This is a genomic window from Pseudomonas agronomica (genome assembly GCF_025917275.1).
Classification (GTDB): Bacteria; Pseudomonadota; Gammaproteobacteria; order Pseudomonadales; family Pseudomonadaceae; genus Aquipseudomonas; species Aquipseudomonas agronomica.
The window spans coordinates 1-13,916 of record NZ_JAOSHO010000019.1 but is presented as its reverse complement, the minus strand read 5'-3'; the positions used below and the strand labels follow the sequence as shown (position 1 = coordinate 13,916).

Annotated in this window: 13 protein-coding genes and 1 pseudogene; 8 read left to right on the top strand and 6 right to left on the bottom strand. The window is 61.0% G+C overall.

Features of this window, described 5'->3' with window-relative positions; translation table 11 throughout:
* Positions 1-2: 2 nt before the first annotated feature.
* The 3 genes from OC610_RS03430 to OC610_RS03420 all read right to left on the bottom strand — a co-directional run bounded on the left by OC610_RS03430 (position 3) and on the right by OC610_RS03420 (position 3,186).
* On the bottom strand, positions 3-1,682 hold the full coding sequence (locus tag OC610_RS03430) for a DUF1302 domain-containing protein (RefSeq protein WP_264426515.1): 1,680 nt from the start codon (positions 1,680-1,682) through the stop codon (positions 3-5).
* 190 nt (positions 1,683-1,872) lie between these two features.
* On the bottom strand, positions 1,873-2,232 hold the full coding sequence (locus OC610_RS03425) for a Rieske (2Fe-2S) protein (protein ID WP_264426514.1): 360 nt from the start codon (positions 2,230-2,232) through the stop codon (positions 1,873-1,875).
* Between the two features lie 15 nt (positions 2,233-2,247).
* A complete protein-coding gene (locus OC610_RS03420) occupies positions 2,248-3,186 on the bottom strand; it encodes a VOC family protein (RefSeq protein ID WP_264426513.1) in 939 nt (312 codons plus the stop codon).
* Positions 3,187-3,505: 319 nt separating this feature from the next.
* On the opposite strand from OC610_RS03420, the gene OC610_RS03415 reads away from it, so the two are divergent.
* Both OC610_RS03415 and OC610_RS03410 read left to right on the top strand, forming a co-directional pair.
* Positions 3,506-4,417 (top strand): LysR family transcriptional regulator, encoded by a 912-nt coding sequence (locus tag OC610_RS03415; RefSeq protein ID WP_264426512.1) that lies wholly within the window; start codon positions 3,506-3,508, stop codon positions 4,415-4,417.
* A gap of 217 nt (positions 4,418-4,634) precedes the next feature.
* Entirely contained in the window at positions 4,635-5,792 is a 1,158-nt protein-coding gene (locus OC610_RS03410) for an alpha/beta hydrolase family protein (protein WP_264426511.1), read from the top strand.
* 87 nt (positions 5,793-5,879) lie between these two features.
* On the opposite strand, the gene OC610_RS03405 is transcribed toward OC610_RS03410, so the two are convergent.
* Positions 5,880-6,479: an NADPH-dependent F420 reductase gene (locus OC610_RS03405; protein ID WP_264426510.1), complete on the bottom strand. Its 600-nt coding sequence runs from the start codon at positions 6,477-6,479 to the stop codon at positions 5,880-5,882.
* Between the two features lie 72 nt (positions 6,480-6,551).
* Complete coding sequence (locus OC610_RS03400; protein WP_264426509.1) at positions 6,552-7,286, bottom strand: SDR family NAD(P)-dependent oxidoreductase; 735 nt, start codon at positions 7,284-7,286, stop codon at positions 6,552-6,554.
* Between the two features lie 113 nt (positions 7,287-7,399).
* On the opposite strand from OC610_RS03400, the gene OC610_RS03395 reads away from it, so the two are divergent.
* On the top strand, positions 7,400-7,801 hold the full coding sequence (locus OC610_RS03395; protein ID WP_264426508.1) for a winged helix-turn-helix transcriptional regulator: 402 nt from the start codon (positions 7,400-7,402) through the stop codon (positions 7,799-7,801).
* A gap of 18 nt (positions 7,802-7,819) precedes the next feature.
* On the opposite strand, the gene OC610_RS03390 is transcribed toward OC610_RS03395, so the two are convergent.
* The gene (locus OC610_RS03390; RefSeq protein ID WP_030141688.1) at positions 7,820-8,707 is read right to left on the bottom strand and encodes a LysR family transcriptional regulator; all 888 of its coding nucleotides are present in this window, start codon (positions 8,705-8,707) and stop codon (positions 7,820-7,822) included.
* Between the two features lie 94 nt (positions 8,708-8,801).
* Between OC610_RS03390 and OC610_RS03385 the strand changes: the two genes are divergently transcribed.
* The 5 genes and pseudogenes from OC610_RS03385 to OC610_RS03360 all read left to right on the top strand — a co-directional run bounded on the left by OC610_RS03385 (position 8,802) and on the right by OC610_RS03360 (position 13,862).
* Entirely contained in the window at positions 8,802-9,848 is a 1,047-nt protein-coding gene (locus OC610_RS03385) for an Ldh family oxidoreductase (protein WP_264426507.1), read from the top strand.
* A gap of 1 nt (position 9,849) precedes the next feature.
* The gene (locus tag OC610_RS03380) at positions 9,850-10,578 is read left to right on the top strand and encodes an ABC transporter substrate-binding protein (RefSeq protein ID WP_264426506.1); all 729 of its coding nucleotides are present in this window, start codon (positions 9,850-9,852) and stop codon (positions 10,576-10,578) included.
* Between the two features lie 51 nt (positions 10,579-10,629).
* Positions 10,630-11,946: pseudogene (locus OC610_RS29575) on the top strand (CitMHS family transporter).
* Between the two features lie 176 nt (positions 11,947-12,122).
* Positions 12,123-13,001, top strand: a complete 879-nt coding sequence (locus OC610_RS03365) for a glycosyltransferase family 2 protein (protein ID WP_264426503.1) — start codon at positions 12,123-12,125, stop codon at positions 12,999-13,001.
* A gap of 165 nt (positions 13,002-13,166) precedes the next feature.
* On the top strand, positions 13,167-13,862 hold the full coding sequence (locus OC610_RS03360; protein WP_264426502.1) for an NAD-dependent epimerase/dehydratase family protein: 696 nt from the start codon (positions 13,167-13,169) through the stop codon (positions 13,860-13,862).
* Positions 13,863-13,916 lie beyond the last annotated feature (54 nt).

Below are 13,916 nucleotides of genomic sequence, written 5' to 3'. Positions count from 1 at the left end.
TCTTAGAACGTGGTCTTGACGGAGAAAGCCAGGTAATCCCGGTCCTTCAGCGACTGCTTGTAGTTGAACTGGTTGGCGGCGTTGAGGCTGGTGTCCTCGGGACCGTAGAAGTGGGTGTAGGTCAGCCCCACGGTCACTTGGTCCAGGTAGGTGGCGGAGACACCGACGTTCATGTCCCCTCCCCGATCGGGACCGAACCCGCTGATCACCGCCGACTTGCCCATGGGGAAATAGCTGATGCCCACGGGCACGCTGATATCCACGCCTGGGAAGAACTGGCGATAGGTGGGCGTGTACACCAGCTTCAAGCCCAGGCCGTCATCGGTGGCGTTGGGGTCCAGCGCGGCACGGTTCCTGGTCACGGCGAGCAGGCGGTTCCAGGCGACCTCGCCCACCAGGCTGGCTTCATTGGAAACAAAGGAAGGGCCCAGCGAGGCCAGGACGTTGAGGTTGACGTGGGCCGTACGGCCGACGGCGTAGAGGGCGTCATTGTTGTTGTCTGCGTCGACGCCCGGCAGGACGGTCTGGGCGTTGGACACCAGCGGCATGTTCCAGCGCATCGAGGCCTCGCCGGCAAAGCTGTACTCGTCCACGGACGTGGCGAAACTGGCCCCCAGGACCCGGATATCTTCCGGGTAGACCCAGGAGTATTCGCCAACCTGCCCGGTGCTGAAGTTCGGCCCGGTAGCATTCGGCTTCAAATACAACGTCGGGGTTTTCTCGTGGTACTGCAGCGCGTACAGGCCGTAATCCGCCGTCCCGGTGTTGTACTTGAGCTGCAGGCCGCCCTGGCCGGAATTCCTGGCCTTCTTGTCCTTGCCATGGAAAAACGCCGCCGGGCTGTTGGCATTGCCGCCGAGGAAATCCGGGAATGGCCCGCCCGTGATCAGCCGTTCATTGCCGTCGCCGATGGTGTCGCTGGTGGAGAAATAACTGCCGGCGCCCGGCAAGCGAGTGGCTTCCCATTCCAACTGGTAGAAGGCGCCCAACGACACATCGTCGGTCAGTTGGTACGCGGTCGAGAGCTGATTGACCGGCCGGGTGATTTCCTTGAACTGCGTGTTGGGCACCGACTGCGCCTTGACCACGTCCACTGGCGCCATGGCCCCGGCAATCCCGTTGCCGCCAAAGAATAGGCTCTCGCCCCAGATCAGGCCGTGGCGCCCCGCGCGAACCGACAATGTACGGTCGGCCAGCTCACCGTTCCAGTAGACAAAGGCGTCCAGCAGTTCACCGTCGCCACCGTGCAATTGCTGGGTGTCGTGGGTGAATTCGTCGTAACCCACCGACCGTTGGTTGGCGCTGGCCGCGTCGTTGTTGTCGTTGCGGTCCTGGTACACGGTGTCGTACCAGGCTGCGCCGCTCAGACGGGCACCGAAGTTGTGAAAACCGATGTCCAATTCGGAAAGAATGTCCAGGCGATTGGAGATCAGCCCCTTGCCGAAGTTGTGGTCGCCGTCATTCTGGTTCAGCGCCGTCTGGCCCTCGCTGAGTTTGCTGCTGGGATCCTTCAGCCGCCAGGCCGCGCTGTACTTCAGCGTATTGTCCCAACGCAAGCTGAGGTCGGGATTGCCGGTGTCGATCTGGAAGGCCTGGGCAGCCGAAGCGCCCAGTCCCAGGCTCGCAGCAAGGGTCAGGGTAAAGGGGACGCGCCGCGACGCAGCGATCTTGCGAGTAGCCATCGAAGTAACCCTCTTATTGTTTTTTTTGTATGTCAGTTCTTCTGGTAAAACCGTGCCGCAATCCAGCCAGGCCTACCGACTGTTTTTGCACGCATTCGCTGCCGGGTTGTGTTCACTTTCTCGGCAAAGCAGGCGTTTGACTAATCGCATGTAGGGATACGATGTATCAGAAACCGCGATACATTCATGACTACGCAGGCACCTCCAATTGGCCGGCTTCGAGCACCAGCCAATCAGCCTCCGCGTGCCATTGCAGAGCACTCAGGCTTTGCCCCAGACATGGCCCGTAGACGCACAGGCCAGTGTCCGGAAGGAACCTGGCACCGTGGGCATAACAGAGAATCTGGCTGCCGTCGGCGCTGAGAAAACGGTCCTTGCGGTACTCCAGGCGCACCTCCAGGTGCGGGCAACGGTTGTGATAAACCCGCACCTCGCCGCCATGGCGCAGGGCAAATACGCTGTCTTTTCCGGTGCCCAGGGGGTCGAACCCGCGGGACTGCCCTTCGACCAGTTCATCCAGGCGGCACAGCACCATCGCTTCATGACCCATGGACGAAATCCGCACTCAGGCCTGCTTCGGCGGCGGACCGCTCGGAAACCATTTCTCCCGGGAGGTGAACAGGAACAGTTGCGAGTTATCCGCCGACAACGGCGCCTGGCGCGCTTGCCAGGCGTCATCGTGCTTGTCCATGTCGGCGTCGTATTCGATGTGGCAGCCCAGCGGACTATTGAAGTACCAGAACCAGTTGGAGCCGAAGAGGTGGCGGCCCGGTCCCCAGAAACTGGTCCAGCCTTGCTGTTCAAAACGGCGTCCGGCCAGCAACACTTCCGTGCCGCTGCCCAGGTGAAAGGTGAAGTGCTCGCAGCCCTTCATGTGCGGCGGCGTCTGGATCATGAACAGGCAGTGGTGGTCATCGGAACCGGCCGGACGCATGAACGGGCCCGCGCCAACGAAGGTATCGGTGGTCACGAACCCCAGGCGCTTGTAGAAGGCTTCGGCCTTGGCCGCGTCCGGCACGAAATACACCACGTGGGACAATGTGCGCGGCAGGGCCTGCATGTCAGGATTGATACCAGGTTGGTTGACCGGACGCTGGGGCGCATGGCCCGGTGCGTTGGTCAGGTCCGCTGGCGCGCTGTACGGGCGTCGCACACTGACCTGGAAACCAATGGCGAAACCCATGTCGTCCACACTGTGCACGGAACCATCGGCCCCGCGAGTCACCGGGCGATCGCGCCCCAACTCATCGGCGATGGCCTCGAGATCCGCCACGCCGGCCACGCCGTAGACGGTTTCACGGATCGAGGGTGCCGGCCCGATGGCCGCTGGCAGGCGAGCATCGTCTGCACGACGGATAATCACCGCCGTGCCGTCGAGGGCTTCGAAACGACCGCCCTCGCCGTCCACGTCGACAGGTTGCAGGCCGTAGTCACGCAGGCAATGCGTACAGGCTTGAATATCGTCGACGCCAAAAATCAGGGCATCAAGGCCGATGATGTTCATGGTTACCACTCCGTTGTAATTATTCGCACGAGGCCAGCACCCGCTCTCAGACTGCGGGCTATGCGCTGCCGAGCCAGGTCCTGGAGTCGGTAAAGCCTCACGGCCGGGCCAACTGTGAGCCGATACTGAAGGGGCAGGAATTCACTGACTAATCGCTTGTCGGGATGCGACCTATCGGCAAACGCGATACCTGACTTTGCCGCGTAAGCGGCGGGGAATATCGAATCGGCAATGCTCGATTCGTCCGTTTGCGGGGCTTGACGCAGCGATAGGAAGGTCGGAATGTATTTACAAAATAAATACAAGAATCGAGACCGCCATGCGTTTCAACCACCTGGATCTCAATCTCCTGGTGGCGCTTGATGTGTTGCTGGAAGAGCAGAACATCACCCGCGCCGCCGAACGCCTGCACATGACTCAATCCGCCACCAGCGGCGTACTGGGCAGGCTGCGCCTGTATTTCGAAGATGAACTGCTGGCGCAGGTCGGGCGCAAGATGCAACCCACTCCCTATGCCCGGGAACTGGCGGCGCCGGTACGTGAGATATTGCTGACGATCAAGTCCTCGATTACCGCCAAGCCGGTCTTCGATCCCGCCACCAGCAAGCGCCACTTCCGCTTGATCACGTCCGACTACCTGATCAGTGTCCTGTTTGCCCGGGTTATCCAGAAGATTTCCCTGGAAGCCCCGCACATCACCTTCGAACTGCTGGGCCCCGGTGACACCTCCACCGAGCTGCTGATGCGCGGCGAAGCGGACATGATGATCGTGCCCGAGCACTACCTCATCGAAGGCCACCCGTCGCAGTTGTTGTTCGAAGAAGAACACGTTTGCGTGGTGTGGGAAGGCAATACCCTGGTGGGCGACAGCATCACGCTGGATCAATACATCGAGATGGGCCACGTCTCCGTGATCTTCGGCCGCAACCGGCAACTGAGCGTCGAAGAATGGCTGATGAGCCAATACGGCCTCACCCGCCGCATGGAAGTGGTGACCCACGACTTCAATACCCTGCCACAGCTGATCGTCGGCACCCAGCGTATCGCGACCATGCTCCAGCGAATGGCCAGGCTCTACGCCAACTACCTGCCGCTGCGCATCGTGCAACCACCGGTAAAAATCCCGGTGATGCGTGAGTTTATGCTCTGGCACCGCACGATGGAAGGCGATCCGATGCACCGCTGGCTGCGGGCGAAAATCAGCCAGATCATCAACGAACTGGAGCAGTAGCGACCGCCCGCTGCCTGAGCTTTTTGCTGGCGTGCGGCCCCTGGCCTCAAACCGATGGTGCACGCCCCCTCCATCGCCGTTCGCAATACCTCCCATCCCGACTCGCGATTGGCCAAACAACTGGCCTCCCCTTAGCCTGCTTCGAACCGTCAGGCCAGGCGATCCTCGCTCCGGGACCTGGCCGCCTGCATTTGCTTGCATAAGGACAACAACCATCATGTTTCGCTACTTTCCAACCAACTACGTGTGGAACCTTTCCGTCGACCTGGCCATTGAAATGGGCGCTCGCATCGGCGAAATCGAGGAAATGTGCGCGCCATTGCAAGAAGCCGCCAAGCAGCCGGATGCCGCCGGCAGCCAGGCTTTCCGTGAAACCTGGGCGAACATGGCCGACAAGCTGTGCGGCTTGGCAGAAGAAGACGAAGGCAAGGGACGGATGTTGTCCGCCGGTGAAAAGTACAACCGCGCCGCCACCTATTACCTGAGCTGCGAACGCCTGCAGGCCCATGGTGCGCCGGGCCGCACGGAGCTTTACCAGCGTTTTCTACAGACCTTCCAGCGCGGCATCGAACTGTCGAGGGAAAACTGTGAGCGCGTGGAAATCCCCTACGAAGGCAAACACCTTAGCGGCCTGCTGGTCCGTGCCGAAGGCGTCAGCGGCCCCGCGCCGATCCTGGTGCAGGTCAATGGGCTGGATTCCACCAAGGAAATGAAATACCGCGTCGGTCTCCCCGCCTGGCTGGCGAAACGTGGCGTGTCGTCGTTGATCATCGACCAGCCCGGCACGGGCGAAGCGCTGCGCCTGCATCACCTGACGGCACGTTTTGACAGCGAACATTGGGCCAGTCGCGTGGTGGACTGGCTGGAAACCCGCGACGATGTCGACGCCAGACGCATTGGCCTCGAAGGGGTTTCGCTCGGTGGTTATTACTGCCCGCGCGCGGTGGCCTTCGAGCCGCGCTTCGCGTGTGGTGTGGTATGGGGTGCCAATCATGACTGGCGCGACGTGCAGAAGCGTCGCCTGGAAAAGGAAGGCAGTTTCCCGGTGCCGCATTATTGGTCCCATGTGTCCTGGGTCTGGGGCGCCAAGGACACCGATGAGTTCATGAGCATCGCCGAGCAGGTTCATCTGGACGGCATCCTGGATCGCATCAAGGTGCCCTTCCTGGTCACCCACGGCGAGAAAGATTCACAGATCCCGTTGAAGTGGGCACACCGCACGTACGAGCAGTTGGTCAACAGCCCGAAACGCGAACTGAAAATCTTCACCGAACGCGAGGGCGGCGTGCAGCATTCGAGTTTCGACAACAGTATCAATGCCGGCCAGTATATTGCCGACTGGGTGGCTGAAGTGCTCGGTGGCCGTACGGCATGAGCGGCGTCTGACGAGCTACTCCAACCAGGCCCAGGCGGTCCGTTGTCCGCCTGGGCCTGATCGAATCAGAACAGCCAGCCCGACTTATCAGTCGAACTTGATCAAATCCTTGAAGATCAGTTTGCCCCAGCTGTTGCCACGCGCTTGCACCAGCAGTCCTCCTTCCGAAAGCCCACCCAGCGCGATGGGGGCGAATCCGAGATTTTCCGCAAGCTCACCTGCCTGCTTCGCTGCGCCCTCATCGTCGCTCGCCAGGAACACCACTCTCCTGCCGCCCTGTACCCTCGGCTCCTGTTCGAGAACGCTGGCGATCAAATGGTTGAACCCCTTTACCAGCCGCGCCCCCGTAAAGGCCTGCTCGACTACCTTGGAAGAAGGCAGGCTCCCGAGTTCTTCAGGGGATACGCCATAGGCATTGGTCACATCGATGATCGTCTTGCCCTCCCAGCTCGGCAGCGCCTTCGCAACGTCCCGGTGCGACTCGTAGCGAACAGCCAGAAAAAGTACGTCCGCGTTGACCGCGTCCGCCAACCGTTTGGGAATGATCCCCGGGCCGATCGCGGTCGCATCGGATGCAAAGCTTTCAGGGTCACGGGTGGTCGCGACGGAAACCTCGATGCCGCTTCGGGCAAATGCCTTGGCAAGCGCCTGGCCGATCTTGCCGAAGCCGATAATTGCGTAGCTCATGGATGGTTCCTCACGTGACTGCGCCCGGCGGGCTCCGGATTTCGAATGGAGCGACTGGCCGGGCGCGAAAAATCAGATTTGCGCCAGGCCGCCGTCGACGGCGACTTCGCTGGCGGTCATGAAACTGCTGTCTGCCGAAGCAAGGAAGGCAGCGGCTGCGCCGATTTCTGCCGGATCAGCCATGCGCTGGAGCGGGTTCATCGAGGCGAAGACCTTCATGCCCTCCTCGCCCAGCGCCTCCTTCGCCAGTTCGGTCGCCGTCGGCCCAGGCGACAGCACGTTGACCCGGATGCCGGTGCCCTTCAGGTCCTCCGCCCAGGTCCGTGCGAGGTTGCGCACGGCGGCCTTGCTTGCGCTATAGACGCTGAATGCCGGAGCCCCGGTGGTGCCGGCGCTGGAGCCGGTCAGGATGATCGAACCGCCCTCGCCCATCAGCGGCAGTGCCTTCTGCACCGTGAAGATCGATCCCTTGACGTTGGTTTCGAAGGTTTCATCAATGTGCTCGGCGGTGATCTGGCCGAGCGGCAGCGGGCTTCCTGCCCCGGCATTGGCGAAGACGATGTCGAGGGTTCCGCGTTCGGCCTTCACCGCCGCGTAGAGTCGGTCGAGGTCGGCGGGATCGGAAACCGACCCCTTCACCGCCCGGGCATTCGGGCCAAGCTCGGCCACGGCAGCGTCGAGCGCTGACTGGCGGCGGCCGAAGATGAAGACGAAGGCGCCCTCCTCGATGAAGCGTTTGGCGGCAGCGCGGCCGATGCCGGTAGCGCCGCCGGTGATCACTGCGGTCTTTCCATTCAGTCTGGTCATGTCGTGCCTCCTCGTAGGCGTTGTACGCAAGCAGGAAAACTGATTGCTTGAGAACGAGGATGAAGCCCTGATAACCTAAGGACAAGTATGCACCTTTTGGTAAGTATCAAAAAATGACGATATCTCCTGAAATCTGCGACACCGGATGCGGGCTCAATGCCACGCTGCGCGTCATCTCGGGCAAGTGGAAACCGCTCGTCCTGTTTTTTCTGCGCAACGGCCCGAAGCGCTACGGCGAACTCAAGCGCCTGATCCCGGGCGTCAGCGACAAAGTGCTGATCCAGCAACTGAAAGACCTGGAAGCCGACCGCGTCCTGGCACGGACCGACTACAAGGAAGTGCCGCCACGGGTGGACTACGCACTGACTCCGCTGGGTTCCAGCCTGGCCGAAGCGATTATCCCATTGTGCACATGGGGAACCGAACATGCGGCGGAAATGGCGAGCATCTTCGCCGAACGCGACGCGTTACCTGCGCAAGACCCCCACGAATCGCTTGATCGACAGACTGCGTGACAGCCAACGCAGCGGACGTTACTTCCCGATCCCCATCAACAGGTCGAAAAGCAATTGCGCGACCGGGGACAGTGTTCGCCCGCGACGTGATATCAGCCCCAGGGTTCGGCTGATTGCCGGATTCGTCAAAGGGCGCGTGACCAGGGTCGCATGCCCTTCCGCCGGCATGGCCAGCTTGGGCACCACACCCACGCCCAGCCCCGCCTCTACCAGGCTGACCAGCGCCGGAACATGCTTAACCTCACAGAACGACCGGGGCCGGATATCGCGGTTGGCGAGCGCCTGGTCGATGAGAAAACGATTGCCGCTGCCCTGCGCGAGGCTGATGTAATCCACCGTTGTCAGGTCGTCCCAGGTCAGTGATTCGCGTTCGGTCAGCGGATGACCGACTTGCAAGGCGACGACAAACGATTCCTCCAGCAACGGCTGGAACACCACGTCGGCATCCTGGGTGCCGATGTAGGTCAGGCCAAAATCCGCCTCCCCCCTGGCCACCACCGTCAGGATCGCAGACGACGACTCATCGATGACCCGTACCCGGATTCCCGGGTATTTGGCGTGGTACTGCCGGATGACGTCCGGAAGGAAATACGCCACCGCCGAGGGCACGCAGGCGATGGTGACTTCTCCGGAAAGCCGGTAGGCCAGGTCGTGGAAACCAATCAGCGCATTTTCCACTTCGTTCAGCACATTGCGCGCGCGGGGCAGAAAACCACGACCGATGGTGGAGAGTTCCACTCGACGGGTGGTGCGCTCGAACAACTGCACGCCCAGGGCCAGTTCAAGCTTGTCGACCCGACGCGACAGTGCGGATTGCGACAAATGCAGCGCCTGGGCAGCAGCGCTGAAACTGCCCAGGTCCGCTACGGCGAGAAAACCCCGCAGGTCCGCCAGATCGAAATTCATGCGTTTTCCTCATAGATCGAACTTTTATTTGCATTTCTCTTTTTAATCAGCCCCCGGCAACCTGTCAACTCAGTCGAATCCATGAGCCATTTCCATGCACAACAAAAACGAATCCACTGACGTTGCCCCTGAAGATCTACGCCAACTGGGGCGTCTTGCCTTCCAAGGGCTGGGGCTTGCACCAGAAGCCGCCGAACAGGTTTGCCAGGTGTTGGTGCTTGCCGACTTGTTCGGCTTGACCACCCACGGCCTGAGCCGCATCGAGTCCTATGGCGAACGCCTCCAGTCCGGCGGCATCAGTGCCGCAGCCGAGCCGACTGTAAAGGCGCTTGCCCCCGCCATCGCACGGGTTGATGGGCGCAATGCCGTCGGGCCGTTGGTCGGCATGACTGCGCTGGAGGCCGGAATGAAGATCGCCCGGCAGTTCGGCATCGGCCTGGTCCTGGCGCGCGGCAGCAATCATTTCGGCCCCGTCTCGCCCTATTCCTACATCGCGGCCGAGCAAGGCTTTGCCAGCATCATCGGCAGCAACGCGACCACTACGATCGCACCTTCGGGCGGTAGCGACGCACGGCTGGGCAACAGCCCCCTGGGGTTCGGCGTACCGAATCCGGATGGCAATCACTTCATGCTGGACATGGCCATGAGCGTCGTCGCGCGGGCGAAGATCCGCAACGCCCTCGCCCGCCAGGAAAGCATCCCGGACAACTGGGCAACGGACGCCAACGGCAGGCCCACCACCGATCCTCGCGCAGCCCTGGACGGCTTCCTGCTACCCATCGGCGGCCACAAGGGCTACGGGCTGGCGCTGGTGGTTGATTTGCTGGCGGGGTTGCTTTCGAACGCGGCCTATCTGACCCACGTGAAATCCTGGGTCGATGCGCCGGATGAGCCGCAGAACCTGGGGCACTTTTTCATCCTCATCGATACCGCACGCCTTGGCTCCGCTGGCTGGCTGCAGGAGCGCATGAGCGACTTCGCATCGATCCTCCATCAAAGCCCCCCCACCGAACCCACGTCGCCGGTCATCGTTCCGGGGGAGATCGAACTGAAGAAGATGCGGCGCTACTTGCACGAAGGCGTGCCGGTGGATGCCGCCACCCGACGGCTGCTGGATCAATACGCAAGTCGGGTGGCCTGAGATGACTTCATCCCACAAAAACCTTGCAGCCATCTTCAGCCCCACTGGCGTGCTGCGCGCGTCGATCAACGTGGGCAATCCCATCCTCGCGCGGCTGGACGAAGCCGGGAACGCGGTCGGTGTATCGGTCGATCTGGCCGGTGCCTTCGCCGAGGAGCTGGGGCTGCCGCTTGAGCTGCGCGTGTTCAAAAGCGCGGGGGAATCCGTCGCGGCGGTTTCCGAGGGCCGGGCCGATTTCGGCTTCTTCGCGATCGACCCGCTTCGCGCCGAACAATTGGCCTTCACCGAACCTTATGTGTTGATCCAAGGCTGCTACCTGGTCAGGGAGGACTCGCACTTGAGCAGCATCGACCAGGTCGATCAGCCAGGCCTGGCGCTGGTGGTCGGCAAAGGCAGCGCCTATGACCTGCACCTGACGCGCGAGCTCAAGCACGCCACGATTATCCGCTCACCGACGTCACCCACCGTGGTCGATACCTTCCTCGCCGAGCGTGCCGATGTGGCGGCAGGCGTAAAGCAACAACTTGAGTTCGATACCACACGCTTCCCCGGCCTGCGCCTGTTGCCGGGGCGTTTCATGGAGATCCGCCAGGCCATGGGCGTTCCCCATGCCTATGGCAAGGACGCCGCCGAATGCTTGCGACGATTTGTCGATCGGGCCAAGGCCAGCGGCTTCGTCGCCAAGGCCATCAAGCGCCATGGCATCGTGGGCGCCACGGTCCCCGGCTAACGACCACGCAAACGTCCTGCGCCCTCTCCAATAAAAACAAGAGTAACTGACATGTTGGCATTCCTTGGCTTATCGATGGTCGTGGTATTTACCTACCTCATCATGGCGAAGCGACTTTCGCCCATCGTGGCGCTGATCGTCGTACCGGTGGTCTTTTCGATCATCGCGGGCTTCGCGCTCACCACCGACAAGATGATGCTCGACGGCATCAAGATGGTCGCCCCATCAGCGGCGCTGTTGCTGTTCGCGATCCTGTTCTTCGGCGTCTTGTTCGACGCCGGACTGTTCGATCCGATGATCAAGACGATCCTGCGTGTGGTAAACGGCAATCCGGTGAAGATTGCCGTCGGCACGGCCATTCTCTCGTTGACCACCGCGCTGGATGGCGACGGTACGACCACCTACATGATCACCTGCGCGGCGATGCTGCCGCTGTATAAGCGTATCCAGATGAACCCGATGATTCTCGCTAGCATCTGCGTGCTTTCACTGAGCGTGATGGGCGGGATGGTATTGACCAGCAGCTGAGCGATCGCGTCGACCATCTTGGTGCCGGAGAAGATACCGGCGAACACTCCCGCTGCGAACACCAGCAACACAACGACCATGGCCATCGGCGCCGCCGGGGTGCTCTACATCGCGTATGTACTGGGCCGGCGCGAGGTTCGACGGATCGGTGTGGTGACCCTGTCCAGTGGAGGAGATGACTGCTACATCGACTCCATCGTCGGCCAGGGGGAGCATAAAAAACCGAAGAACGTGGTGCCCAATCTGATACTGGTATCGATGGTGATGGTCTGCCTGGTCACCGGGCTGCTGAACTCGGTGATCAGTTTCCTGCTGGGATTCGTGATCGCCCTGGTCATGAACTACCCGAACCTGAACCTGCAAAAAGAGCGAATGCTTGCCCATGCCGGCAATGCCATGGTCGTTGTGTTGCTGGTGTTCGCAGCGGGAGTGTTCGCCGGTATCTTCTCCGGCACCAAGATGGTCGACGCGATCGCTCAGCTGCTGGTCAATACCATCCCGCCGTCCTGGGGCCATCTGTTTCCGCTGGTGGTGGCAATCACCAGCATGCCGTTGACGTTCCTGTTGTCCAATGATGCTTACTATTTTGGCGTCGTGCCGATCCTGGCCAACGCCGCGGCGGCGTACGGGATCAGCCCGATGGAAATCGCCCGCGCCTCGGTATTGGGCCAACCCGTGCATCAGATCAGCCCCCTGGTGGCGTCGACGTTGTTGCTGGTCGGCATGATCGACCGAGACCTTGGCGACTTCCAGAAGAGCACGATCAAATGGGCGGTACTGCTTTCGCTTCTGATGACGGGGTTGTCCCTGCTGACCGGGGCGATCAGTCTGTTTACTTGAGCAAAGCGTCGGCGGAACTGGTCGAAGCCCACGGACCTGCTATCTTCATCACAGACCTGAGTAGTTGCGATCCCATACGTATCCAGGTCTGTACAGGAGTTGTGAAGTTGGAAGCAGTGGAACTGCTCGCTATTGATCAATGGTCGGCCACATCATCCATACGTGGCGAGTGTGACGTGATCATTGTCAATTACAACGCCGGTGAGCTGTTGCTGGCGAGTGTCGGATCGGCATTTGCCGCCGGCGCCTCCAGGGTCATCGTGGTGGATAACGACTCCCACGATGACAGCCTGATATCGCTGGAGCGAACCCACGGTGCCGGCGACTCGCTTCAGATCGTCCGGAATTCCAGCAACCTTGGTTTTGCCGTGGCGTGTAACCAAGGCGCCCACCTCTCAGCGGCCCCCAACTTGCTTTTCCTGAACCCAGACACCGAGCTGGCCGCCGATGCCTTGGAGCGCATGCTGCAGGCACTGCGCAGCTCACCCGGAATCGGCATGGTCGGTGGATTCCTGTGCAATCCAGATGGCAGCGAGCAGCCCGGTGGACGTCGGGTATTTCCGACACCCAGGCGCGCCTTCATGCGAGCGTTCGGACTTTCGCGGCTCTCAACTCTTTTTCCATCGATGCTGTCGGACTTCCTGCTGCACAAGGAACCGCTACCCAGCACCCCCATTGTCGTCGAGGCCATCTCCGGGGCTTGCATGCTGGTCAAGCGCGAAGCGATCGAAAGCGTCGGGTTGTGGGACGAAGATTATTTCCTGCATTGCGAGGACCTGGACTGGTGCATGCGCTTTCATCAGGCCGGCTGGGGCGTCCTGTTCGTGCCGGATGCCCGGGTGATGCATGTATTCGGTGGCTGCAGCCGTCATCGTCCCTATTTCGTCGAATGGCACAAACACCTGGGATTCCTGCGTTTCTATCGCAAGTTCTTCCGTCGCAAGTACCCTGTGGCCCTGTGGATCAGCGTGGTGATCGGGGTCTGGGTTCGATTCGGCCTGATGGTCCTCCGCCACGCCACTGCCCGGCTTGGAAAAGCATGGAACCCACGATAAGAGAGCGCAATGCACATAGGAATCCTGGGGGGCTCCAGCCTGTTGGGCCAACGCGCCTTGCCATTGCTGGCACAAGCCGGTCACTCGGCCAGCGCATTTACCCGAGGCGCGCCCAACGTATCTTGCCCCGGTGTAGCGTGGCGAAACGCAGATGACTGGCACGGATTGACGCTCGACACCTTCCTGTCGTTTGCCCCCCTCTGGGTGTTGCCCGACTATCTGGAGCGCCTTGCCAACACCCAGGTCAAACGTGTTGTCGTCCTCTCCTCCACCAGCCGCTTTGCCAAGCACGCGTCGCCCGATGCTCGGGAAAGGGATGTGGCGCAACGCTTGATCAATGCAGAAGAACAACTCAAGCAGTGGGCAAACGAACGGCAGGTTGAATGGGTGATCCTGCGACCGACCCTGATCTATGGGTTTGGCCACGACAAGAACGTTTCGCAAATAGCGCGTTTCATCCAACGCTTCGGATTTTTTCCGCTCATCGGCGGCGCGACTGGTTTGCGCCAGCCGGTGCACGGTGATGACGTGATCCAGGCGTGTCTATCCGCCATGAGCACACCGGACCTGCCCAGTGGCGGCTTTAACCTCTCAGGGGGAGAAGTTCTGCCCTATCACCGGATGGTGAGCCGGATATTCGAAGCCATGGGACGCCCGCAGCGAACATTGGTCCTCCCCGCCACCGTCTTGAGCAAAGGCATTTCGCTCCTGCGCTGCCTGCCACGCTACCGGCATCTTTCAAGCGCGCTGGTGACGCGGATGAATCAGGACCTGGTATTCGACCATTCCCAAGCCAGCGAACTGCTTGGCTTTGCTCCCAGGAAGTTTCACCTGGGTAGCGAGGACTTGCCTGAACGCTGAATTAACCTTCGATGGCTAACGCACTTCCCCTGTGGGAGCGAGCTTGCTCGCGAA

Coding starts and splice junctions, on each gene's coding strand:
- OC610_RS03430 (WP_264426515.1), bottom strand. CDS start 1,682: ATGGCTACTCGCAAGATCGCTGCGTCGCGGCGCGTCCCCTTTACCCTG.
- OC610_RS03425 (WP_264426514.1), bottom strand. CDS start 2,232: ATGGGTCATGAAGCGATGGTGCTGTGCCGCCTGGATGAACTGGTCGAA.
- OC610_RS03420 (WP_264426513.1), bottom strand. CDS start 3,186: ATGAACATCATCGGCCTTGATGCCCTGATTTTTGGCGTCGACGATATT.
- OC610_RS03415 (WP_264426512.1), top strand. CDS start 3,506: ATGCGTTTCAACCACCTGGATCTCAATCTCCTGGTGGCGCTTGATGTG.
- OC610_RS03410 (WP_264426511.1), top strand. CDS start 4,635: ATGTTTCGCTACTTTCCAACCAACTACGTGTGGAACCTTTCCGTCGAC.
- OC610_RS03405 (WP_264426510.1), bottom strand. CDS start 6,479: ATGAGCTACGCAATTATCGGCTTCGGCAAGATCGGCCAGGCGCTTGCC.
- OC610_RS03400 (WP_264426509.1), bottom strand. CDS start 7,286: ATGACCAGACTGAATGGAAAGACCGCAGTGATCACCGGCGGCGCTACC.
- OC610_RS03395 (WP_264426508.1), top strand. CDS start 7,400: ATGACGATATCTCCTGAAATCTGCGACACCGGATGCGGGCTCAATGCC.
- OC610_RS03390 (WP_030141688.1), bottom strand. CDS start 8,707: ATGAATTTCGATCTGGCGGACCTGCGGGGTTTTCTCGCCGTAGCGGAC.
- OC610_RS03385 (WP_264426507.1), top strand. CDS start 8,802: ATGCACAACAAAAACGAATCCACTGACGTTGCCCCTGAAGATCTACGC.
- OC610_RS03380 (WP_264426506.1), top strand. CDS start 9,850: ATGACTTCATCCCACAAAAACCTTGCAGCCATCTTCAGCCCCACTGGC.